The organism is Micromonospora sp. NPDC048063 (assembly GCF_043202855.1).
Classification (GTDB): domain Bacteria; phylum Actinomycetota; class Actinomycetes; order Mycobacteriales; family Micromonosporaceae; genus Micromonospora.
In genome coordinates, this window is the sequence record NZ_JBIDBG010000001.1 from 508354 (window position 1) to 528768 (window position 20415).

Consider the following 20415-nt stretch of genomic DNA (forward strand, 5'->3'; position numbering starts at 1 on the left):
TCGTGTCAGTCCCTTCCGTGTGCCCGGAAGGACGTGGCGACGCCGATGTCGTAGTCGGCGTACCCGTCCGCGATCATGCGGGTCACGTCGTTGGCGAAGGCGATCGCCTCCCGCACGGTGTGCAGCAGTTCGTGCATCTGTTCGGCGGCGGCCCGGTGCCGCTCGGCCAGCGACGCCGCCTCGCCGAAATCGCCGAGCCGGACCGGCCGGATGCGCAACTGGCCGAGGCCGTCCGTCGGTCTGCGCATCGCCTCCAGTTGGTCCTCCAGCTCGCGGGCGAACGCCAGCAGCGATTCGAGGTGGACCCGGAACGACTCCTCGTGGGACATCGTCGCGCTCTCCTGTCTCGGAGCTCGGCTGAGAACAACGCCGGCCAGCGGGGCGGCGGCGTCGGGTGGAGGCGGATTCCGCCCCACCCCACGCCGCCGCTGATCGCACCGGCTCAGGCGAAGAAGCTGGTGTTCCTGTTCTCCAGCGCCAACTGGGTGTCGTGCGCCTCGTTCACCTTGCCGGAGAACTGACCGATCACCGCGATGATGTCGGCCAGGGCCGCGCGCAGCCGCGTCTCGGACTGCTCCGCGGCCTGACCGGCGGCACTGCCGGAGGCGTACCAGGTCTGCTTGATCGGGGCCAGGCTGCTCTGCAGCTGTTCCACGTGGCCGTTCAACGCCTGGGCCTTCACCTGCAGCGAGTCGGCGGCGGCCCGCAGCGCGCCAAATTCCACATTGATTACATCGGCGGTCATCTCACATCACCCCTTTCCGGGCAGGTTAGGCACCGGCCAGCCGGCTGAGTACGGGGCTGCCCTCGCCCACGGCGCCGGTGAGGCCCCGCAGAGAGTCGGCGGCCGCCGTGTCACCGGTGTTGTAGTTGCGGAAACTCTCGTTGACCAGACCGGACATGGTCTGCAGCTCCCGTGACGCAACCCGCATGCTCTCCTGCAGCCGGCCTTGCAGCTGCCAGAAAGCGGTGGCCTGGTTACCGGCGTACCGGCTCAGTACCGACACGAGTTCGCTCTCGAGTTGTGCCATGCTCCGAGCCGTGTTGGTGGCGGCTTCGTCGAACCCGCTGACCGCTCGCGTCATCGCGGCGGCATCACTCTGGTATCCGGGACTGGCCACGTCGGGTCACCTCCTCTTGGCAGGGTCGCGCGCCGACTCGCGGCGCCGTACACGCTGGGGATGCTATGCATCCGTCACCCTTGGTAGTACGGCACAAGTACCCGTCGCCGACACGGCACTATTACCCACAGGGACCCGGCGGCCGGGGCCGCCGGGTCCCTGCGTCGACCGGTTCGGATCAGGCCGGGTCGGTCTGCGCCCAGGCGAGCTGCACCAGCGACACCCCGGTCCGCCGGTCCACCAACTGCCCACGTCCGGGCGGCTGTTTGCTGGGCTTGACGTCACCCAGCAGCGCGCCCTCGTCGCGGGAACCGGAGAGCAGCAGGCCCGGTGTGCCCAGGTCGCGTAGCCGCTGCACGACCGGCTCGAACAGGCTTCGGCTGGCGCCGCCGGACCGGCGGGTGAGCACCAGATGCAGGCCGACGTCCTTGGCCTGGGGCAGGAAGTCCAGCAGGGGCGCGAGTGGGTTGCGGCTCGGTGACACCACCAGGTCGTAGTCGTCGACGAGGACGAACAGCTCGGGGCCGCTCCACCAGCTGCGCTCGCGCAACTCGGTGGCGGTCACCTCCGGACCGGGCAGGCGTCGCCGCAGTCCCTCCGCGGCCTCGGCGACGAGCTGCTCGAGCACCGGCTCACTGCCGGCGTAGCCGAGCAGGTGCGGGCCGGTGAGGGCGTCCACCAGCCCGCGCCGGTAGTCGGCGACGATGACCGCGGCCTCGGCCACCGGATAGCGGGCCGCGATCTGTTGGGCGAGCACCCGCAGCAGCCCGGTCTTGCCGGACTCCACGTCGCCGAAGGCGATGAAGTGCGGGTCGGCGTCGAAGTCCACGTAGGCCGGTCCCAGGTCCGCCTCGGCCAGCCCGATCGGGATCCGCCGGTCACCGGGAACCGGCCCGGGCAGGTCGGCGGCCGGCACCAGCCTGGGCAGCAACCGCACCTGCGGAGCGCGTGGGCCGTGCCAGCTCGCGTCCACCTGCTTGACCAGGTCGCTCGCGCCGTCGGGCAGGTCGCTGACCGTGTTACGGCCGTCGATGCGCGGCAGCCCGCCGAGGAAGTGCAGCTTGTCGGCGGTGAGCCCGCGTCCCGGAGCCCCCTTCGGCACGTCGGCCGCGGCCCGCCGGTCGTACGCCGAGTCGGCCGGGTCGCCGAGGCGCAGCTCGACGTGGGTGCCGATCAGGTCGCGCAGGGCCGGTCGGATCTCCATCGCCCGGTTGGCCGACAGTACGACGTGCAGGCCGAACCCGAGGCCGCGGGCGGCGAGCGTGGTGACCGACTCGTCCAGCGGCTCGAACTCCTGGCGCAGGGTCATCCAGCCGTCGACGACGAGGAACACGTCGCCGAACGTCCGCCCGTCCGGGCTGGGCGGTGGGCGGCGCCGGAAGTCGGAGATCGAGTCGATGCCGTGCGCGGCGAACGACTGCTCCCGCTCGGACAGCAGGCCGGTCAGCTCGGCGACGATCCGGCGGACCCGTTCGGTGTCCATCCGGTTGGCGTAGCCGCTGACATGCGGCAGGCCGGCGAGGGTGGCCAGGCCGCCGCCACCGAAGTCGAGCAGGAAGAACTGCGCCTCGGTCGGGGTGTGGGTGAGTGCCAGCGCGGTCACCAGGGTACGCAGCAGGGTGCTCTTGCCGCTCTGCGGTGCGCCGAGCACGAGCGCGTGCCCGGCCGCCCCGGACAGCTCCGCCCACAGCAGGTCCCGACGCTGCTCGAACGGCTTGTCCACGATGGCCAGTGGCACGGTGAGCTGCCCGTTGCCGGCCCAGCCCACCGGGGTCAGACCACGCTGCGGATCGACGCCCAGCGGCGGCAGCAGCTGGTCCAGGGCGGGCGGTTCGGCCAGCGGCGGCAGCCAGATCTGGTGCGCGGCGGGCCCGTTGCCGAGCAGCCGGCCGACCATGGCGCTCAGCACGGTCTCGCCCTTGGTCGCCGCGGTGTCGAGGCCGTTCGCCGGTGCCGGTGCGCGTACCGGCTCGGCCAGCGCCAGCGGGGCGAGCCCGAACGGCAGCACCCGCCGCTCGTACGGGATCTCCTCGGCCACGGCGGCGGTCTGCTCGGGCGGCAGTTCGCCGGAGACGTACGCGGCCTTGAACCGTTGCAGGGTGGTGGTGTCCCACTTCAGGTACGCCGAGCCCGGTACCGGCGGCAGCTCGTACGCGTCGGACACCCCGAGCACCGCCCGGCTCTCCGCCGCGGAGAAGGTGCGCAGCCCGATCCGGTAGCTCAGGTGGCTGTCCAGGCCGCGTAGCCGCCCCTCCTCGAGCCGTTGCGAGGCGAGCATCAGGTGCACGCCGAGACTGCGGCCGAGCCGACCGATCATCACGAACAGGTCGATGAACTCGGGCCGGCTGGACAGCAGCTCGCTGAACTCGTCGATGATCACCAGCAGCGAGGGCAGCGGTTGCAGCGGCGTGCCCTCGGTTCGGGCCCGCTCGTAGTCGCGTACCGAGGCGTAGTTCCCGGCGGCCCGCAGTAGTTCCTGGCGGCGGACCAGCTCGCCGCGGAGCGCGTCGGCCATCCGGTCGACCAGGGTCAGGTCGGCCGCCAGGTTGGTGATCACCGCGCAGGTGTGCGGCAGGCCGGTCATGCCGGCGAAGGTGGCGCCACCCTTGAAGTCGATCAACGCGAGGTTGAGCGTCTCCGAGGAGTGGGTCGCGGCGAGCCCGGTGACCAGGGTGCGCAGCAGCTCGCTCTTGCCGGACCCGGTGGCCCCGATGACCAGCCCGTGCGGGCCCATGCCCCCCTCGGCCGACTCCTTGAGGTCCAGGTCGACCGGGCGCCCGTCGGGATCCACCCCGATCGGGATGCGCAGCCGGTCCCGGGCCGACCGGGGGCGCCAGGTGACCGTCGGGTCGAGCCGGCGCGGGTCGCCGATGCCGAGCAGGTCGGCCAGGCCGAAGGTGGTGGACAGCGGTTGCTCGCTGGCCGCCGCCGTGCCGGTGTGCAGCGCGGTGAGCTGCCGCGCGACCACCTCGGCGCCGGCGACGCTGAGCCGGTCGGGCACACCGACCAGCGAGACGCCGTCCGGGGTGCGCATGCCGAGCCGACCTTCGGAGATCACCAGATCGAGCGCGTCAGCGCCACCACCGGACCCGCCGCCGATCTCCAGCAGGGTGGTGCCGGCCAGGCCGTCGGGTGGGGCCAGCCCGGCATCGGGCAGCGTGCCGGCCCCGTCGAGCACGATCAGCAGGTGCGGTGCCTCGGGCCGGGCGCCGGGTCTGAACGGGCCGCGGGCCGCCGGGTCGGCCGGATCGTCGGCCAGTAGCGCGGCCAACTCACTGAGGGTGGGCGCGACCAACCGGGTCGGTCCACTCGCGTCGGCCCGGCCCGGATGCACCGCGTGGGGCAGCCACTTCAGCCAGTCCCAGCCGTCCTGCCGGTCCGGCCCGACGCAGGCGGCGACGCGCAGGTTGTCCGGGGAGTGGAAGGTGACCAGGTGGGCCAGCAGGGCCCGGGCGAGGGCCAGGATCTCGGGGCGGTCGCCGGCCAGGGTGACCCGCTGGAAGGAACGTAGGGACACCGCCACCGGCAGCCCGCCGACGGTCGCGTAGGTGCGGATGAAGTGCCGCAGCGAGGTGGACGCCACCGGATCGAGGTCCTCCAGCGGGGCGGTCTGCGGCGCCCGCAGCGCGGTGGCCAGCCGCTGCGGCCCGGTGCCGACCCGGACCCGGCCGAAGTCGGGATCGGTGCGGGCCCGTTCCCAGAGCCGCTCGGTGCCGGCGAACGACCACAGGTCGGCCGGGTCGGGCAGCGCCGCCAGGGCCGTCTCCCGTTGGCGGACCGCCACCTCACGGACCTGGCCGCGCAGGCCGCCGAGGTAGCGTAGGTAGTCGCGTCGCTCGTCGTTGATCTGCGCCTTCTTCGAGGCTCCGCCACGGGACAGGCTCATGATCAGCATGCCGGCCATGGCGCTGATGTACAGGGCGCCGAAAACCCAGGTCATCGCCCCGCCGGACCGCCCGATGTAGACGAACGACATGGCGCCCATGCCGAGCATCATCGGCAGCATGAACATCAGTTGCATGCCGGCCTGGCCGGACCCGCGGGGCAGGGCGGGCGGGGACTGCAGCATGATCTCGCCGCGTGGTGGTTCGGGCAGTACAGCCCGGCGGCGGAAGGTGTCGGCGGACATCCGGCGGTGCCTCCTCGGCCCGAAGGATCAGGACCCGTGGTCACTTTGACAGAGCAGGTAGTGGGTAGTTTTGCCGTTTAAGGGCTCGCGCGCACCAACCTACGATGACCCGCAACGATCCGGGAACCGCCTCAGCGCGGCCGAGTTGCCCGGCCCGGCGTGGGCGATCTGGCGGGAAGGTGCGAACGATGACGACAGGCTCGTCGTACAACGTGCGGCCGGATGCCGTACGTGGAGTGGTCGGCAACGTCGTCGGCATTCTGCTCCAGGCGTACAGCACGGTGATGGAGTTGGAGCGGCTCACCCTCGCGCCGACGTCATTCGCGAAGCTGGGCTCGCCGGTCGCGTCGGCGAACATCGCGATGCAGGGGCAGGTCGTCGGCACCATGCGGACGCTGCTGCAACTGCTGCAGGAGATCAACGACCTGGTGCACCGCAGCGCCAACGACTACGACGACGCGGACCGGGCGGTCGCCGCCGCGTTGGGCGGGGCGCCCTCCGGCACCGGTGCGGCGCCCAGCGCCGCCCTCGCCGGCTACGCGATCAACGACAGCGCGGGCGCGGCGGGGGAGCCCGGGTCGGTCGGCAACATCCTGGACTACCTGGGCCGGGCGGGGCTCGGTGAGCTTTCGGCCCGGCCCCTGACCGAGGTGACCTTCCGCGACGCGCGGGACTTCGCCGACTGGCTCGACCGTAGCCCGGCCAACCAGGAACGGGTAGGCCTGTTGGCGGTCTACTCCGGCAGTGGGCGGGACGTGTCCGGTCTGGTGCACCCCGGCGACGTGGTGGTCGTTCAGCCCGTCGTCGGTGACGGTGGCCCGGTCATCGGTGTCGCCGGCGCGGGCGGCCAGCTCTACAACCACGGAGCGGTCGGCTCGGCGGCGGAGTTCGGACGCGTCCGGGTCTACCGTCCGATGACGGATGCGACCTCGCTGTGGTGAACCCCGACGGCCTGAAGCCGAGAGAGGTGCGTCGTGTTTGACATCCCCAACTCGGGCGCGATGGACGCCGCCGCCGGCGGTCGCGGGCCCGGCACCGTCGCACTGCCCACGATCGTGGGCGGTAACCCGCAAGCCATCCTTGCCCACTCCGCGGCGTTGACCGCGCGGGTGGCCCGGCTGGTCACTCTGTTGGCCGACCTGGAGCGGGCCCGCGAGCAACTGCGTGAGGTGTGGTCCGCCGGGTCGGCGAGCGACTCCGTGGTGCAGAAGCTGAACAAGTCCTTCGCCAGCTTCCAGCAGATCATCGAGACCGTGTACGCCGGCGTTCGGGAACTCGAGGGTGCCGCCGCGCAGTTGACCACCGCGCAGACGGCCTACCGGGCAGTGGTCAGCGCGGTCAACCCGACGGTGGCCGCGCTGATGTCCAATCCGTACACCCGGGCGGCCGGCCGGGCCCTGGCGGTCAGCACCACCGGGATCCTCAAGGCGTTCCTCACCGGTATCGGTGGCATCCTCACCGCCATCGGGGTGACCAACCTCGGCCAGATCCTGACCGGTCTGGCCACCATCGTCGGCCAGGTCGAGCAGTTGTTCTCGAAGAACAACGACGGCGGCTCGGTGCCCGCTCCGGCGCTGCCGGCCGGGAGCGCGGGCAACCCCGTGCTCGCGCCACCACCGATGGCCAGCGTCGCCACCGGCGCGGGACAGGTGGCCCTGGGCGGCAGCTACGGCACCAGCGGCTACGGCATGCCGTCGTTCACCGGCGCGGGCTACCCGGCCGGCGGTTCGATGAGCAACTACCTGCCGCCGGCGCTCGGCACCGACCAGTGGATCGCGGTCCAACCCGGTCAGTCCTCGCTCCCCTCCGGTGGGGCGCCGGTGACGATGACCCCACAGGGCCCGGTGCAGACCCTGCCGATCCCACCGGCCGCGCCGGTTGACGGGCCGGCGTCGTCCGCCCCGTCCGGGCCCGGCGACGACGGCGACGACGACGTGACGATCACGGCCAGCAAGGGTGACATGACGTTGACCGTCGAGGTGCCGGTGGACACCGGACGCGCGTTCGACATCGAGGTCACCGCCAGCTCCGGTGGGCAGAGCGTCAACGCCGACATCAGCGTCGGCGCCGACGGCTCGATCAAGGTGGACTGACCGATGACCGGCGTCTCTCCCGCCCTGGTCGGCCACACCGTCAATCTGTCGGGCGCGCTGTCCTGGCTGCTCTCCCGGTACGCCACGGTGCTCGCCGAATACCGCCGGCAGATGACCGGCGACCCGGCCGGGCTGCGGGCCGTGGCCCACTCATATCTGGCGATCGCCGACCAGGCGGCGGGCGTCTCCGGCGAGCTGGTCCGGCGCCGGACCGGGCTCTCGGCGCAGTGGCACGGCTCGGCGTACGACGCGTTCGGCGCCGCCGCCGGCCGGGTCACCACCGGGCTCGACGGCACCGAGGCGCGGCTGCGCCGGCACGCCGCCGCGCTGGAACGCGCAGCCGGCGGCCTGGAGGCCGCCGCGAGCACCGCCGACACGGTCATCGCCCGGTTCCGGGCCAACGCCCAGCTGCTGGTGGCCGCCGCCGGGGCGGTGCCGAGCAGCCAGGTCTCCGTTCTGCTCGGGCACGCCCGGAACATCGGTGAGCAGGCGTTGGGTGCGATGCGCGGGGTGTGGGACCGGCTTGGCGTGGTGCTGGCGCAGGTCGCCACCGAGCTCGGCGGGTCGCACCCGGTCGGGGCCGCCGGTCCGGCCGCCGCGGCCGGCGCCGACGGACGTCTGGCGGGAGAGAAGGTGCGGGCCGCGCTCGCCGGCGACGCCTCGCCAACGCAGTTCCGCCAGAGCATGGCGCAACTCGCCGTGATCACCGACCGGGTACGCGCCGGCCAACCACCGTCCGCCGCGGACAAGGCCTTCCTGACCTCGTTCTACGGCGCGCTCGGCGACCGGGTGTTCGACCTCCCGGGCTACGTCAACGCCACGGAGCACCGCTACCAGACCAGTCTGTTCGGCATTTTCGGCGAGACCGCCCCGGGCTTCGCCCCCGCCGACCGGCAGGAGATGCTGCGGACCGTCGGCAACGGCATCCTCACCCTGTCGCAGGACCCGGCCGACCTGCCTGCCGCGGTCCGCGACCTCGTGCACACCCCGGCGGCCACCGAGACCAACATCGGCACCAACTCGTTCGGCTTCACGCACGAGGTGCCGGCGACGCCGGGCCGCGCACCGTTGACCGGGGTGCTCGGCGAGACGGTCTACACCAACCGGCTCGACGTGCCCCGCTACGCCCAGTGGGAGGCGCTGTCGCAGCTGACCGGCGCGGCCGACCGGGATCTCGTCGCCGGAGCCGACTACTCCGCCGCGGTGACCCGTCGGGTCGGCGAGATGGCCGACGTCACCCAGCGGCTGGACGGCCTCTCCCGGCACAGCCCCGACCAGCCCGGGTACTACGTGTCGACCGACGACGCGGTGCTCTGGGACAAGCCCCGGGTGGATGCGACGATGACCACGCTGCTCGACGTGTCCACCCGGAACCACGTCGCCGACGCGGCGCTGGCCAGCGACGGCGAGACACTGCGCCGACTGGCCGGCTTCGGGTGGGCGGACGACGGCAGCACCGCGGGCCGGGTCGTCGACTGGATCGGCGCCGGAACCGCCGATCCCGCCGAGCACGACCTGGCCCGCGGTGCCTACGTCAACCTCACGCAGACGATGACCGACCCGGCGTCGTACCCGCAGACCCTGGCCGCGATGCGGGAGAACCCGCACTTCGCCGAGGCGGTCGCCCGAGCCACCGTGCCGAACCTGGATCTGTACGCCCAGCCGCTCGACGGGTTGGACACCGATCCGGCGGCGCAGCGCCTGGGCAGCACCGACGCCCGGCACATGCTGATGCTCGGTCAGGTCACCCAGGACGGTCGTGACGAGATCAGCGCGGCGGCGGACCTGTACCAGGAGTACCTGCTGCGCCAGGCCGACGCCGGCACGATCCCGATGGAACAGGCGGGCCGGTACGCCGGCAACGTCGACGGCCTGACCAACGCCGCGGCCGCCAACGCGATCTGGTACGCCAACGTGCAGGACGCCGAGCAGGCCACCCGTACGGCGCAGGAGGCGTACGCCCGGCAGGTGGCGATCGCCAACGCGGTCAAGGACGTGGTCGGGCTCGGTGTCGGCAAGTTGCCGGAGGTCGGCGAGTTCGCCGGCTTCGCCTTCGGGCAGGCGGCCGACGTCGTCACCGGTGCCCTGCAGGCACCCGCCCCGGTGCATCCACAGAGCGTGCCCACCGACGTGTTCCACCACCCGCAGTTCACCGGCAACGGGACCGTCTACACGGCGGCCGGCGACCTCGCCAGTTTCGAGCTACGCAACGGCGGATCGGCCCCGACCGTACCGGTTGGCGCGCTGCATGGCGCGGCCGCGGAGGAGGCCGTACGGTGGGCCCGGGCCGACCCGGGCCGGGCCGACTACATGGACGCCTACACCACCGCCGCGCAGTACGTGTATCTCGCAAACCTTGCGACTCATACCCGTGAGTCGATCCAATACGACGTGCAGGGGCGGCGGCCGTAGTCCACTGGCGGGCCACGGCACGGGCGGGTAGCGGTGACACCGGAGGGAAGACGACAGATGGAACCGGCGATCGAGGATCTGCTCGCCCAGGTGCGTGAGCAGCAACAGCGGATCGAGGAGATCCAGCGCTCGGTGGCGACGATGGAGCTGACCGCGTACGCGGGCAACGGCGACGTCACCGTGAAGCTCAAGGGTGACGGCCGGTTCACCGAGGTGACCATCGACCCGCAGGTGCTGCGTCGCTACGACGCGCACACCCTCGGTCAACTCGTGCTGGAGGCGGTGAACGACGGCCTGGCCAAGCTGGCGGCGGCCAACGAGGCGAGGTACGCTCCGCTGCTCGGCGAGGCGCAGCAGTGACCACTGCGGTTGCCCCTCGACGGGTCACCGTGGTAGCTCCCCACGCCCGTCTCGACGTGTCGTTGCCGATCCAGAGCACGGTGGCGGAGCTGCTTCCGCAACTGGTCCGGCTGCTGGCGACCAACGCCGACCGGGCCGATCGGGCCGGCGGGGTCGGCTGGGAGCTGCGTCGTTTCGGCGCGCCGCCGTTGGACGGTGCGGTCACCGTCAGCGGCGCCGGGGTGCGCGACGGCGAGGTGCTCTACCTGGACACGGTCGACCGACGGGCCACCCCGATGCTCTTCGACGACGTGGTGGACGCCATCGCGAGCGCCGCCGCGGACCGGCCCGGAGTGTGGCGGGCGGCGGCGTCCCGAAAGGTCGGCGGTGCGGTCGCCACGCTGGCCTTCACCGCGGTCGCGGTCGCGGTCGGCTTCAGCGGGCTCGCCGCGTCGACCGTCGCGCTGCTCTCCGGCATCCTGGCCCTGATACTGCTGCTCGCCAGCGGAGCGTTGTCGCGGGCGTTCGGCGAGCGAGGTCTGGGCGCGGCGGTGGCCGCCGGTGGCGTACCGGCCGCGATGATCGGCGGGCTGGCGGCGATCGGTGGCCTGGGCACGGCAATGGAGCTGACCGCGAGTCGACTGGCGCTGGCCGGCGCGGCGGCCACTCTCTACACGGCGGTGGCCGCCGTGGTGGTGGCGGAGCAGCGGTTCGCCGCCGCCGCGGTGGCTGCCGCGGTGGGTAGTCTCGGCGCGCTCGCCGACCTGCTCACCGCCTCCTCGCCCGCTTCGGTCGCGGCGGTCACCTGTTGCGTGGCCGTGGTGGCCAGTCCGGCGCTGCCGATGCTCGCGCTTCGGCTCGGCCGGCTGCCGCTGCCCGGGGTCCCCACCGACATGGAGGCGTTCCGCGGGGACGAGCGGCCCACGCTCGGGCCCGAGGTGGTCGCGGACACCGAGGCCGCCGAACGGATCCTGACCGGTCTGCTCTGCGGCTTGGCGGTCATCGTGGCCGGTTGCGCCGGGATACTCCTGTGGAGCGGTGGTCGCTGGGCGTGGGCGCTGGCCGGTCTGGCCGGCGTAGCGCTGTTGCTCCGCGCCCGAGCCTACGTCGGCGTCGGCCAGCGGGCCGCCCTGTTGCTGGCCGGTGCCGCGTCGGTGCTCGGCCTGACGGCACGGGCCAGCCTGGCCGGCGGGCCCGGAACGCGGTTGCTCCTCGCCGGGCTGCTCCTGGTGACCGGAGTGGTCTGCGGGACGTACGCGGTCCGGGCCGCCGCCAAGACACCGTCGCCGTACTGGGGCCGGCTGCTCGACGTGGTCGAGTTCCTGGCGCTGCTCAGTCTGGTGCCGGTGGCGGGCGCGGTGCTCGACATCTACGGCGCGGCACGCGCATGGGGCGGCTAACCCACTGGCAGGCCAGCCAGCGGCAGCGTGGCCCAGGCCGCCTCGGCATGCGCCCCGTCCAGTGGGACCAGATCCCGGTCGAAGCCGGCGGTGGCCTTCCCGACCGCCTCGGCGACCGCCTCCCGGGCTGGTCCGGCGGGCACCCCGAGCCGGATCAGCGCCGTGCTGCGGGTGCCGCCGCCGCGTTGCCGGTCCCACCGTACCGACACGGCACTGACCAGCGCCGGTGTGGCGGCGTGCCGGCGAAGCAGCGCGGCTGTCTCGCTCAGGCTCCGGGCGGCTCGGCGTGGCCGGAAGCAGACCTGGTGCAGCATGCCCAGCGACCAGTAGTGCCAGGTCTCGGTGCCCGGATCGTCCGCGCGCCGCGGATCGACACCGAGCACGGCGGCCCACGCGTCGCGCAGTTGACCGCCGTCGAGCGCGGTGACCTGGTGCCCGCCGGCGCGCAGCTCGGCGGCGAGCCGCAGCGCGGCGGTGCCCGCGGCACGTACCGCGCCGATTCGGCCGCCACCGCGGGCCCGTACCGCCCGGGTGGCCGTCTCGGGGTCGAGCCGGATGGCGATCCAACGCGCCGCGTTGCCGGTGCCGGGCGAGGTCCAGTCGACCAGTTGCGCGCCGGCCAGCGGCAGATCGGGGTCGTCGTAGCGGGACAGCAGCCGGCGCAGCAGGTCGTCGAGGTCACCGTCGGGTTCGACGCGCAGCAGCGCGCTCCACGAAGTGCCGTCACCGGCCAACCCGATCCGGTTACCCGCCCGGTCCGCGTCGGTCCGGGTCCGCAGGCCGGGCAGGGCCGGCAGGGCATTTCCGGCGCGGCGCCGGAACCGGTGCCGGACCACCACCCAGTCGGACAGCCACCGGCCGCGCCAGCGCACCCCGGTAGCGAGCACCACGCCCGCCGCCACCCCGGTGAGCGTGCCGCCGGCCGCGTCGGACGGCCCGCCGGCCGCGACCGCACCCAGCACCGCGGTCTGCCAGAGCATCAGCCGGCCGACGCCGAGCCCGCGCAGTGTGCGCGGTCCCACCGGTGGTACGGGCATCGGCGGCGCACTCCGCTGCCGTGTGGAATCGAGGGGCGGTGCGGTGGCCGGTGCGGCTGGCGGCATGGCTCGGCTCCTTGGGCTCGATCTCGTCGGCGATCCGTACCTTCTATCCGTAGTTCTAGTGCACCGGGCGTGCACCGCACCATGGCGGGGACGAACTGATGTGGACACAGCGGGACCAACTACAGGCGTACCAGTTCCTTCGCCGCCGGCTCGTCTCGGCGCTGCAGGTCGGTGACGCCAACCACCCGGTGTCGCCGAGTCGCCGTCTGGTCATCGGGTGCGCGCTCGGCGCGGCGGTCGCCCTGTTGGTGACCGCCGGCTTCGGTGTGTACGGCTTTCTGCGGCCCGGGGCGAACACCGACTGGCGCAAGCCCGGCCAGGTGGTGCTCGACAAGGACACCGGAGCTGCGTACGTGATGGGCACCGACGGGCTGCTGCACCCGATGCTCAACTACGCCTCCGCGCGGCTGCTCGCGGGCGGTGACGGCACCGCCACCAGCCGGGTGTCGAGCAAGTCGCTGGCGCGTGCCCCGCGCGGCGTCCCGCTCGGGATACCCGGCGCGCCGCCGTCGTTGCCGGGCCGGGATCGGCTGACGACGGGGCCGTTCACCGTCTGTGCGCAGACCGCCGACGGCCGGCCGGCGGGCACCGCGCCGGTCACCACGGCGCTGGCCGGGGTTCCGCCGGTGGGCGTCGAGGTGGACGCGGCGACCGCGTTGCTGGTCGCCGGCCCGGACGGCACCGAGCACGCGTTGGTGGCCGGTCGCCGGCACCGGATCACCGACCCGGCCACGGCGGTAGCCCTCGGCTACGACGCGGTACGCCCGCTGCCGGTCAGCGCGGCCTGGCTGAGCGCGGTGATCGCTGGCCCGGACCTGCGACTGATCACGGTGGCGGGGGTAGGCGCCGCGGGGCCCCGGATCGGCGACCGGAGCACCCGGGTCGGCCAGGTGCTCGCCGCCACGACCGTCGGCACCGAACCCCGCTACTACCTGGTCCACGCCGACGGACTGCTGCCGATCGGGCAGACCGAGGCGGCGCTGGTGCTCGGCAATCCGGCCAACCGCGCGGCGTACCCGGGTGGCGCGGCGCGCGAGATTCCGGTGACGCCGGCCGACGTGGCGCAGTCGCGGGCGGTGGCCGGTAAGGCCGCCGACTATCCGGCCCGACTCGCCCCGCCCGCCGAGGCGCCCCAGGAAGGGGCCGCGGTGTGCGCGACGGTGGACGGCGATCGGGCGATGGTCAGGCTGGGCGCCACCACCGGCGTGCCGGCCGGGGCGGAGCCGTTGGCAGCCGGCGGTGGCACGCGGGCCGACAGAGTGTTCGTACCGGCCGGCCGGGCCGCGGTGGTGCGCGAGCGACCGACGCCGCAGGCCGCCCTCGGCACCGTCTTCCTCCTCACCGACCAGGGCGTACGGTATCCGGTTCCGGACGGCGACGCGCTCAAGGCGCTCGGGTACGGGACGGTTCGGCCCACGCCGGTGCCACCGACCGTGCTGGCGCTGTTCCCCGTCGGCCCCGTGCTGGACCCGGCCGCCGCCCGACGGCCAGCCACGCCGGGCGTCACCACCCCGGCCGCCGGCGCGGGGGAGCCCCGGTGACCGGCGTGCCGACGATCGAGGTGTCGGTGGTGGAGGACCACCCCCTCTATCGGGCCGCGCTGGTCCGGGCGCTCGGGGACGCACCGGATGTCCAGGTCAGGGTGACCGCCAAGTCGGTGGAGGAGTTCGCGGCGTACCGGCAGCCCGGCGGGGGAGTGGCGATCCTCGATCTGCGGCTGCCGGGGGTACGCGACGCGGCGGCGGTGGTCGCGGTCACCGGGATGGGCCACCGGGTGCTGGTGGTGTCCGCGCACGGTGACCAGTCCGACGTGCTCGGGGCGATCGCCGCCGGGGCCCGTGGCTACCTGACCAAGGACGCCGACGCCGACGAGATCCTCCGGGCGGTACGGGAGATCGCCGCCGGCAACACCTACGTGTCGCCGACCCTGGCCTCGATCCTGCTGGACTCGTCCCGGGGACGGCAGCCGCTGTACCGGGTGCCGTTGTCCGACCGGGAACGTCAGGTGCTGTCGCTGCTGGCAGCCGGCGAACGGGACCAGGACATCGCGGAGGCGTTGGCGATCAGCGTCCGTACCGTCCGATCCCACCTCGACCGGATCCGGGAGAAGACGGGGCGCCGTCGGCGGCCGGAGCTGACCCGGCTGGCCATCGAGGAGGGTATCGCCGCACCGGCACAGAACCGCTGACGGTGCGGTTGACCATCCGCGCGGTGGGTGATCGGTGGCGGACGTCCCGCCTGACGCTGCGGCGTGTCGGGCGGTGGGCGTCCTCCGGTCCCGGCCACATGCCTCTCCTCATGGTGCTGCTGGGGTTGCTGCCCGATCCCAGGCGGCGCGGCGGAGCAGGCGGAGTCCGTTGAGGCCGACGATGATGGTGGAGCCTTCATGGCCGGCCACGCCGAGCGGCAGGGGCAGGGCGCCGATGAGGTCCCAGGCGACCAGGACGGCGATGAAGGTTCCGGCGATGGCGAGGTTCGCGATGACGAGCCGGCGGGCGCGGCGGGCCAGTTGGATGACGGCGGGCAGGGTGGCGAGTTCGTCGCGGGTGATGACGGTGTCGGCGGTGTCGAGCGCGAGGTCGGCGCCGGCGCGTCCCATGGCGATGCCGGCGTGGGCGGCGGCCAGGGCGGGGGCGTCGTTGACGCCGTCGCCCACCAGGATCACGCGGGCCCCGTGGTTTTCCAGTTCGCGCACCGCGGTGACCTTGTCCTGGGGGAGCAGGCCGGCGCGAACGTCGGTGATGCCGACCTCGCCGGCGAGCCGTCGGGCGGCGCGTTCGTTGTCGCCGGTCAGGAGCAGCGGGCGCGCCCCGGTCACAACGGTGAGTTGCGCGACCGTTGCGGCGGCGTCTGCGCGGAGCTTGTCGGCGAGGCCCAACACGCCGACCGGTTCGCCATCGACCTGGACCACGACCGCTGTTCGACCCGCCTGCTCCAGCTCGTCGACGATGGCGCGTAGTGGGTCGTCATGGCTCTTGAGGAGTCCGACGGGGCTGCCGACGTCGACCTGGTAGCCATCGACGTGGGCGGTGACGCCGCGCCCGGGAGTCGAGGTGAAGGCGTCCGACGGGGGTAGCGGGAGCTGCGCATCGCGGGCGGCTGCGACCACAGCGCGGGCGAGGGGATGCTCAGACGAGCTTTCGGCAGCGGCGGTCAGGGCCAGCAGTTGGTCTTCGGTGAGGCTGGCGTGGGGCAGGAGCCGGATGTCGGTCAGGTGCGGGGTGCCTTCGGTGAGGGTGCCGGTCTTGTCGAAAGCGATCCGCGTGGCGGTGGCGAGTTGTTCCATCACCACGGCGGACTTGACCAGCACGCCGTGCCGGCCGGCGTTGGCGATCGCGGACAGCAGCGGCGGCATGGTGGCCAGCACCACCGCGCACGGGGAGGCGACGATCATGAAGGTCATTGCGCGCAGCAGCGTCGGTTGGAGCTCGGCACCCAGCGCCAACGGGATCACGAACAGGGCGATCGTGGCGGCGACCATGCCCACGGAGTAGCGCTGTTCGATCTTTTCGATGAACAGCTGCACGCGGGCTTTCGTCGCGCTGGCCTCGGCGACCATGGCGACGATCCGGGCGATGACCGTGTCGCCGGCCGGACGGGTCACGCGGACGCGGAGCGCACCCGTGCCGTTGAGGGTGCCGGCGAACACCTCGTCACCGGGATGCTTGTCCACGGGCAGCGGCTCGCCGGTAATGGTGGCCTGGTCGACCTCGCTCGCGCCGTGGGTGACGTCGCCGTCGGCGCCGATCCGCTCGCCGGGGCGAACCAGGATGACGTCTCCCACCTGCAGGTCGGCGGCTTCGACGGTCTCCTGACCGGTCGCGGTGAGGCGGGTGGCTGTGTCGGGCGCGAGGTCGAGCAGGCCGCTGACGGAGTCCTCTGTGCGTTTGGTGGCGACAGCTTCCAGCGCGCCGGAGATGGCGAAGATGACGATGAGCAACGCCCCGTCGAGAACCTGCCCGATGGACGCCGCGCCGACCGCCGCCAGGACCATCAGCAGGTCAACGTCGAGCTTGCGCTCGCGCAGCGCCCGCAGGGCCGCCCAGCCCGGCTCCCACCCGCCAGCGACGTAGCAGGCCAGGTACAACGCCCACCACGCCCAGCTCGGAGCGGGGGACAGTTGGGTCAGCAGACCCAGCCCGAACAGGCCGGTCGCTGCGACAGCCGAGCGGACCTCCGGCAGCGACCACAGGGCAGTCCGCCGCTGGCCAGCTCGACGCGTCGGGACCGGATGCACGGGCTGGGCGGTAGACGGGTTCTCAACGCTCGTCGTCACCCAGGCATCTTATGTGCGCAGTTACGCAGATACGCAAGCAGTGGGATGGTCGGTATGCTCAGGCCATGCACACGTCGCTGCCCGACTTCGACATGCCCAACGAGGAGCAGGTGCATCTGGCGGCCGAGACGTTCCGGCTCCTGGCCGACCCCACCCGGATCAAGGTCCTCTGGGCGCTCTTGCAGGGCGAATCGTCCGTCGCCTGCCTCGCTGAACTGGCCGGAGCGGCCCCCACGGCAGTCAGTCAGCACCTGGCCAAGCTCCGCCTCGCCGGGCTGGTCAAGGGACGTCGCGAGGGAACGTTCGTCTACTACTCCGCCGCCGACGAGCACGTTCGGCGGCTACTTCGGCAGGCCCTGTTCCACGCCGACCACATCGACCGCAACCTGTCCGAAGCGCCGACCGCGTAGCCGAGTAGCCACGCGAGTAGCCGAGTAGCCACGCGAGTAGCCGAGGCGGTGGCTTCCGCCGGATGGCTTCGGACGCCGGCGAACCGCTCTACCTGCACAAGACCAGCTTGACGAAGCCCGGTCGGTCGAGGTCGAGGCGAACCGAGCCAGGAGGCGAGGGGGCTCGGCTGGCTCGGTCAGCGGCGATAGGTCAGCTCGAAGTCGAGCCGCCAGTCGACACCGTTCTCGGACGTCTCCCATTGCCCGTCGATGGTGTCGCCATCCGGGCTGAGCGTGCAGGTGAAGCGTTGGGTCAGCTTCTCGGCCTTGAAGGGGCCGAGCTTGCAGATCGTGTTCGATGCTGGCTGTATCGGTCACGCCGCGTTCGGCAGGCTGACTGCTGCCCAGTCCGTAGCACCGCGTGTGGCGATGTTGCGGGCTGCGTTCACGTCGGCGTGCTCAGCGAAGCCGCAGGACGTGCATCGGAAGGTGGATTGGTTGGGGCGGTTGGCTTTGGTGGTGTGCCCGCAGGTGGAGCAGCCCTGCGAGGTGTACGCCGGGTCGACGTGGACGAGGGCCAGCCCGACCCGGGCTGCTTTGTAGGCGATGAACTGGCCGAGTTGGTGGAACGCCCACGTGTGCAGGGTGACCCGCTGGGGCCGTCGGAGCCGTACCCGGTCGCGGATGCCCGTGAGGTTCTCCAGGGCGATGCCGCGGTCGGTGCGTTCGGCCTCGGTCACGATCTGCTTGGCGATGCGATGGTTGGTGTCGGCCGCGAACCGGGCTTCCTTGCGGCGGCGGGCCTTCAACAGCCGTTTGGCCGATTTGGTGCCGATGCGCTGGAGTTTGGCCCGTAGCCGCTGGTTACGGTGACGCACCCGGTTCAAACCCTTGCCGCAGTGCCGGGTCCCGTCGTTGGTGGTGGCGATGTTCGCGATGCCCAGGTCGACGCCGAGGAACCCGTCAGGCTCCTTCACCTCAACATCAGGGATGTCGCAGGTGGCGTACAGATACCACTTGCCGTCACGGTGCACCAGATCGGATTCGCCCTTGCGGTGGGCGGACAGCACCGCGTACTGCTGCGCGGAGCAGCCGAATCGGATGCCGGCCTGCCGCCCCGCGATGGTCCAGATGGAGACCGTGCGGGAGCGCATCTGCCAGGACAGACAGCGGTCGTCGAACGGCTGCGCGGCGTCCCGACGGAATCCGATCGGCTTCGCCTCGGCCGTGCGGCGGCGTTTCGACCCGGGCTTACCGAGATTACCGGCACGAATGTTGGCATTCAGGGTGGCGTACGCGCCGGCGACCTTACGGGCAACATGGATCGCCGGCTGAGCCGACAAGCCCAGGGCCTTCAAGCGGCCGTAGGTAAGCCGCTGGAGCGCCTGCTTCGCGTGGATTCGCCGCTGGAACGCCTCCATCGAGGCGAAATTGGCGGCCTTGTTGCACAGGCTCAGCGTGTTCCGCAACGCCGCCTCCTGGCCAGCGTTGGGGAACAGGCGGACCTGCACAACAATTTTCACGTCCACAACCTAGCATTCTTGTCTATGTCACCCCGATGGACCCCAGATCCGAATGTCCGCCGCGGTCGGAGCGTCGTGCACAACCTGCACGTGCATCTTGTCTTCGTCACCAAGTATCGGCGGGACGTGCTCGATGACGCCATGCTCACCCGGTGCGGGCACATCATGGCTGACGTGTGCGCCAAGCTCGGTGCGGAACTGCGGGAGTTCAACGGCGAAGACGACCACGTCCACCTCCTCGTCCACTACCCGCCGAAGCTACCGATATCGACCCTGGTCAACAGGCTCAAGGGCGTCTCCGCGCACTACCTTCGGCAGGAGTTCACCGGCCGGATCAACCGGCACATCATGCACGGCCACCTGTGGTCGCCGTCGTACTTCGCCGGATCGTGCGGTGGGGCACCCATAGCCGTCATCCGCGAGTACATCGAAAACCAGAAACGTCCAGGCTCGTGACGCGATTCCTTCCGGCCATGAAGGGGCCGGGATTCCTCGCTAGGCCACGTTGAAGCCGGGGGCGTCCCGCGTCAGCCGCCAGACGCCGTCGGCGAAGGACATCCGGTAGACCCGATGCACGCCGCGCGCGTCGGTGTACAGCATGGTGAACTCCTCGCCCGCGTCGTCGAGCCCGATCAGCGACGTCGTGGGCAACGGGTTGTTCTCTCGCCAGGCTTGCGGTGCGCTGGCCGGCGGCGGCTCGGCGTCGGAGAACTGCCGCAGGAACTTGCCGTCCTCGACCCAGGAGAAGTTCGTCCACCCGGCACCGAGGCCGTGGACCTTCGGCTGCACCGTCCACCGGCCGACGAGCGCGTCGAGTCGCGCGAGCGCGGGATGCCGCTCCGTCATGTCCGTGCCTCCTTCTCTTGGCGACAGCCCTCACGGTAACCGCGAAGGCGCCAGAGCTTCAGCTCCGCGCAGTCCGCCCGGCCGGCCCGGCCGGGCCCCAGCTGTTGGTCGATGGACAGCGGCACGTACCGCCACCAGGGTGCCGAGGGCGTCACCATGACGGTGACGCCCTCGGTCAGCGGATGCATGGTGTTGCTTGCGGTGCTACGGCTTGCAGCTTTGGTATGCCTTCCGGAAGCCGGATTCGCTCGCCGCGTCCTGCACCGCAACGAACTCGCCGTCACCGAACCCCCACCCGGCCGGCGCGCCCGTCGAGGAGTCCGTCACCCACAGGTCGCGGCCGTCGTCGCAACGGAATCCCCCGACGACGTGGACGCCGCCAGCACGGTCGACACATCCGCGTTCGGCCTCCGCTTGTTCGATCTTCTGACCTGGTTTGAAGAGGTCGCTGCACGCAAGCAGGGCGGGCGTGTTCGGTGCCGACGCAGGAGAGGTGCTGCTGTCTCCGTCTTCGCCGCATCCGGTCAGGACGAGCAGTACGACAGCGGCGGCGGTAAGTGTGGGCGTGCGGATCATGGCGGGCACCATACAGAAATCGGCCGAGGATCGCTGGCCCTCTCGGCGCGCCCCACTAGCCGAACGGCGGACCCGAATCCCGTCCGAGGGCAGGTCTTCGCGGCTTGGAGCGATTCCTCGATCCTCCAGCGGCGACCGACCACCGACACGAGAACGTTGCGCGACCGTTGTCGGCTGTCACCGCTTGGCGAGCGACGTGACCAGAAAT

The 20415-nt window shown here is 72.0% G+C and carries 18 protein-coding genes; 9 read left to right on the forward strand and 9 right to left on the reverse strand.

The window, feature by feature from the left end:
* Positions 1-5: 5 nt before the first annotated feature.
* The 4 genes from ACGFZ2_RS02350 to eccCa all read right to left on the reverse strand — a co-directional run bounded on the left by ACGFZ2_RS02350 (position 6) and on the right by eccCa (position 5250).
* The gene (locus tag ACGFZ2_RS02350) at positions 6-329 is read right to left on the reverse strand and encodes a hypothetical protein (protein ID WP_393265888.1); all 324 of its coding nucleotides are present in this window, start codon (positions 327-329) and stop codon (positions 6-8) included.
* A gap of 113 nt (positions 330-442) precedes the next feature.
* Positions 443-745 (reverse strand): WXG100 family type VII secretion target, encoded by a 303-nt coding sequence (locus tag ACGFZ2_RS02355; protein ID WP_350705957.1) that lies wholly within the window; start codon positions 743-745, stop codon positions 443-445.
* Between the two features lie 25 nt (positions 746-770).
* Positions 771-1121: a WXG100 family type VII secretion target gene (locus ACGFZ2_RS02360; protein ID WP_393449268.1), complete on the reverse strand. Its 351-nt coding sequence runs from the start codon at positions 1119-1121 to the stop codon at positions 771-773.
* 178 nt (positions 1122-1299) lie between these two features.
* Positions 1300-5250: a type VII secretion protein EccCa gene (gene eccCa / locus ACGFZ2_RS02365; protein ID WP_393449271.1), complete on the reverse strand. Its 3951-nt coding sequence runs from the start codon at positions 5248-5250 to the stop codon at positions 1300-1302.
* 188 nt (positions 5251-5438) lie between these two features.
* On the opposite strand from eccCa, the gene ACGFZ2_RS02370 reads away from it, so the two are divergent.
* The 5 genes from ACGFZ2_RS02370 to eccD are packed head-to-tail and all read left to right on the forward strand — an operon-like array spanning position 5439 to position 11494.
* On the forward strand, positions 5439-6191 hold the full coding sequence (locus tag ACGFZ2_RS02370) for a WXG100 family type VII secretion target (RefSeq protein WP_393265895.1): 753 nt from the start codon (positions 5439-5441) through the stop codon (positions 6189-6191).
* A gap of 33 nt (positions 6192-6224) precedes the next feature.
* Complete coding sequence (locus ACGFZ2_RS02375; RefSeq protein WP_393449274.1) at positions 6225-7343, forward strand: WXG100 family type VII secretion target; 1119 nt, start codon at positions 6225-6227, stop codon at positions 7341-7343.
* Between the two features lie 3 nt (positions 7344-7346).
* Positions 7347-9755: a WXG100 family type VII secretion target gene (locus tag ACGFZ2_RS02380; RefSeq protein WP_393449277.1), complete on the forward strand. Its 2409-nt coding sequence runs from the start codon at positions 7347-7349 to the stop codon at positions 9753-9755.
* A 57-nt stretch (positions 9756-9812) separates the two neighbouring features.
* Complete coding sequence (locus ACGFZ2_RS02385; RefSeq protein WP_357692936.1) at positions 9813-10115, forward strand: YbaB/EbfC family nucleoid-associated protein; 303 nt, start codon at positions 9813-9815, stop codon at positions 10113-10115.
* Positions 10116-10144: 29 nt separating this feature from the next.
* Entirely contained in the window at positions 10145-11494 is a 1350-nt protein-coding gene (gene eccD / locus ACGFZ2_RS02390) for a type VII secretion integral membrane protein EccD (protein ID WP_393266065.1), read from the forward strand.
* Here the strand turns inward: eccD and ACGFZ2_RS02395 are convergent.
* On the reverse strand, positions 11491-12516 hold the full coding sequence (locus ACGFZ2_RS02395; protein ID WP_393265904.1) for a type VII secretion protein EccE: 1026 nt from the start codon (positions 12514-12516) through the stop codon (positions 11491-11493). The two genes, eccD and ACGFZ2_RS02395, sit on opposite strands and share 4 nt — an antisense overlap.
* A gap of 179 nt (positions 12517-12695) precedes the next feature.
* On the opposite strand from ACGFZ2_RS02395, the gene eccB reads away from it, so the two are divergent.
* Together eccB and ACGFZ2_RS02405 are read left to right on the forward strand one after the other, a co-directional pair.
* On the forward strand, positions 12696-14138 hold the full coding sequence (gene eccB, locus ACGFZ2_RS02400) for a type VII secretion protein EccB (RefSeq protein ID WP_393449280.1): 1443 nt from the start codon (positions 12696-12698) through the stop codon (positions 14136-14138).
* Complete coding sequence (locus tag ACGFZ2_RS02405) at positions 14135-14785, forward strand: response regulator transcription factor (RefSeq protein WP_357692942.1); 651 nt, start codon at positions 14135-14137, stop codon at positions 14783-14785. Before eccB ends, ACGFZ2_RS02405 begins: the two co-directional genes overlap by 4 nt.
* A gap of 108 nt (positions 14786-14893) precedes the next feature.
* On the opposite strand, the gene ACGFZ2_RS02410 is transcribed toward ACGFZ2_RS02405, so the two are convergent.
* The gene (locus ACGFZ2_RS02410) at positions 14894-16873 is read right to left on the reverse strand and encodes a heavy metal translocating P-type ATPase (RefSeq protein ID WP_393449285.1); all 1980 of its coding nucleotides are present in this window, start codon (positions 16871-16873) and stop codon (positions 14894-14896) included.
* A 65-nt stretch (positions 16874-16938) separates the two neighbouring features.
* Here ACGFZ2_RS02410 and ACGFZ2_RS02415 point away from each other — a divergent pair, with 65 nt between their 5' ends.
* Positions 16939-17283 carry a metalloregulator ArsR/SmtB family transcription factor gene (locus ACGFZ2_RS02415; RefSeq protein ID WP_357458084.1) on the forward strand — a complete coding sequence of 115 codons (345 nt, stop codon included), beginning with the start codon at positions 16939-16941 and terminating at the stop codon, positions 17281-17283.
* Positions 17284-17636: 353 nt separating this feature from the next.
* On the opposite strand, the gene ACGFZ2_RS02420 is transcribed toward ACGFZ2_RS02415, so the two are convergent.
* Entirely contained in the window at positions 17637-18785 is a 1149-nt protein-coding gene (locus ACGFZ2_RS02420; protein WP_393449288.1) for an RNA-guided endonuclease InsQ/TnpB family protein, read from the reverse strand.
* A 24-nt stretch (positions 18786-18809) separates the two neighbouring features.
* Between ACGFZ2_RS02420 and tnpA the strand changes: the two genes are divergently transcribed.
* A complete protein-coding gene (gene tnpA, locus ACGFZ2_RS02425; RefSeq protein ID WP_393265914.1) occupies positions 18810-19241 on the forward strand; it encodes an IS200/IS605 family transposase in 432 nt (143 codons plus the stop codon).
* Between the two features lie 39 nt (positions 19242-19280).
* Here the strand turns inward: tnpA and ACGFZ2_RS02430 are convergent, their stop codons facing one another.
* Together ACGFZ2_RS02430 and ACGFZ2_RS02435 are read right to left on the reverse strand one after the other, a co-directional pair.
* A complete protein-coding gene (locus ACGFZ2_RS02430) occupies positions 19281-19631 on the reverse strand; it encodes a hypothetical protein (RefSeq protein ID WP_393265916.1) in 351 nt (116 codons plus the stop codon).
* Between the two features lie 204 nt (positions 19632-19835).
* Positions 19836-20207 (reverse strand): hypothetical protein, encoded by a 372-nt coding sequence (locus ACGFZ2_RS02435; protein WP_393265918.1) that lies wholly within the window; start codon positions 20205-20207, stop codon positions 19836-19838.
* Between the last annotated feature and the right edge of the window lie 208 nt (positions 20208-20415).

Bases quoted from the DNA above. Each gene is read 5' to 3' on its own strand.
- ACGFZ2_RS02355 (WP_350705957.1), bottom strand. From the start codon at position 745: ATGACCGCCGATGTAATCAATGTGGAATTTGGCGCGCTGCGGGCCGCC.
- ACGFZ2_RS02435 (WP_393265918.1), bottom strand. From the start codon at position 20,207: ATGATCCGCACGCCCACACTTACCGCCGCCGCTGTCGTACTGCTCGTC.
- ACGFZ2_RS02385 (WP_357692936.1), top strand. From the start codon at position 9,813: ATGGAACCGGCGATCGAGGATCTGCTCGCCCAGGTGCGTGAGCAGCAA.
- ACGFZ2_RS02415 (WP_357458084.1), top strand. From the start codon at position 16,939: ATGCACACGTCGCTGCCCGACTTCGACATGCCCAACGAGGAGCAGGTG.
- ACGFZ2_RS02430 (WP_393265916.1), bottom strand. From the start codon at position 19,631: ATGACGGAGCGGCATCCCGCGCTCGCGCGACTCGACGCGCTCGTCGGC.
- ACGFZ2_RS02380 (WP_393449277.1), top strand. From the start codon at position 7,347: ATGACCGGCGTCTCTCCCGCCCTGGTCGGCCACACCGTCAATCTGTCG.
- ACGFZ2_RS02350 (WP_393265888.1), bottom strand. From the start codon at position 329: ATGTCCCACGAGGAGTCGTTCCGGGTCCACCTCGAATCGCTGCTGGCG.
- tnpA (WP_393265914.1), top strand. From the start codon at position 18,810: ATGTCACCCCGATGGACCCCAGATCCGAATGTCCGCCGCGGTCGGAGC.
- eccB (WP_393449280.1), top strand. From the start codon at position 12,696: ATGTGGACACAGCGGGACCAACTACAGGCGTACCAGTTCCTTCGCCGC.
- eccCa (WP_393449271.1), bottom strand. From the start codon at position 5,250: ATGTCCGCCGACACCTTCCGCCGCCGGGCTGTACTGCCCGAACCACCA.
- ACGFZ2_RS02370 (WP_393265895.1), top strand. From the start codon at position 5,439: ATGACGACAGGCTCGTCGTACAACGTGCGGCCGGATGCCGTACGTGGA.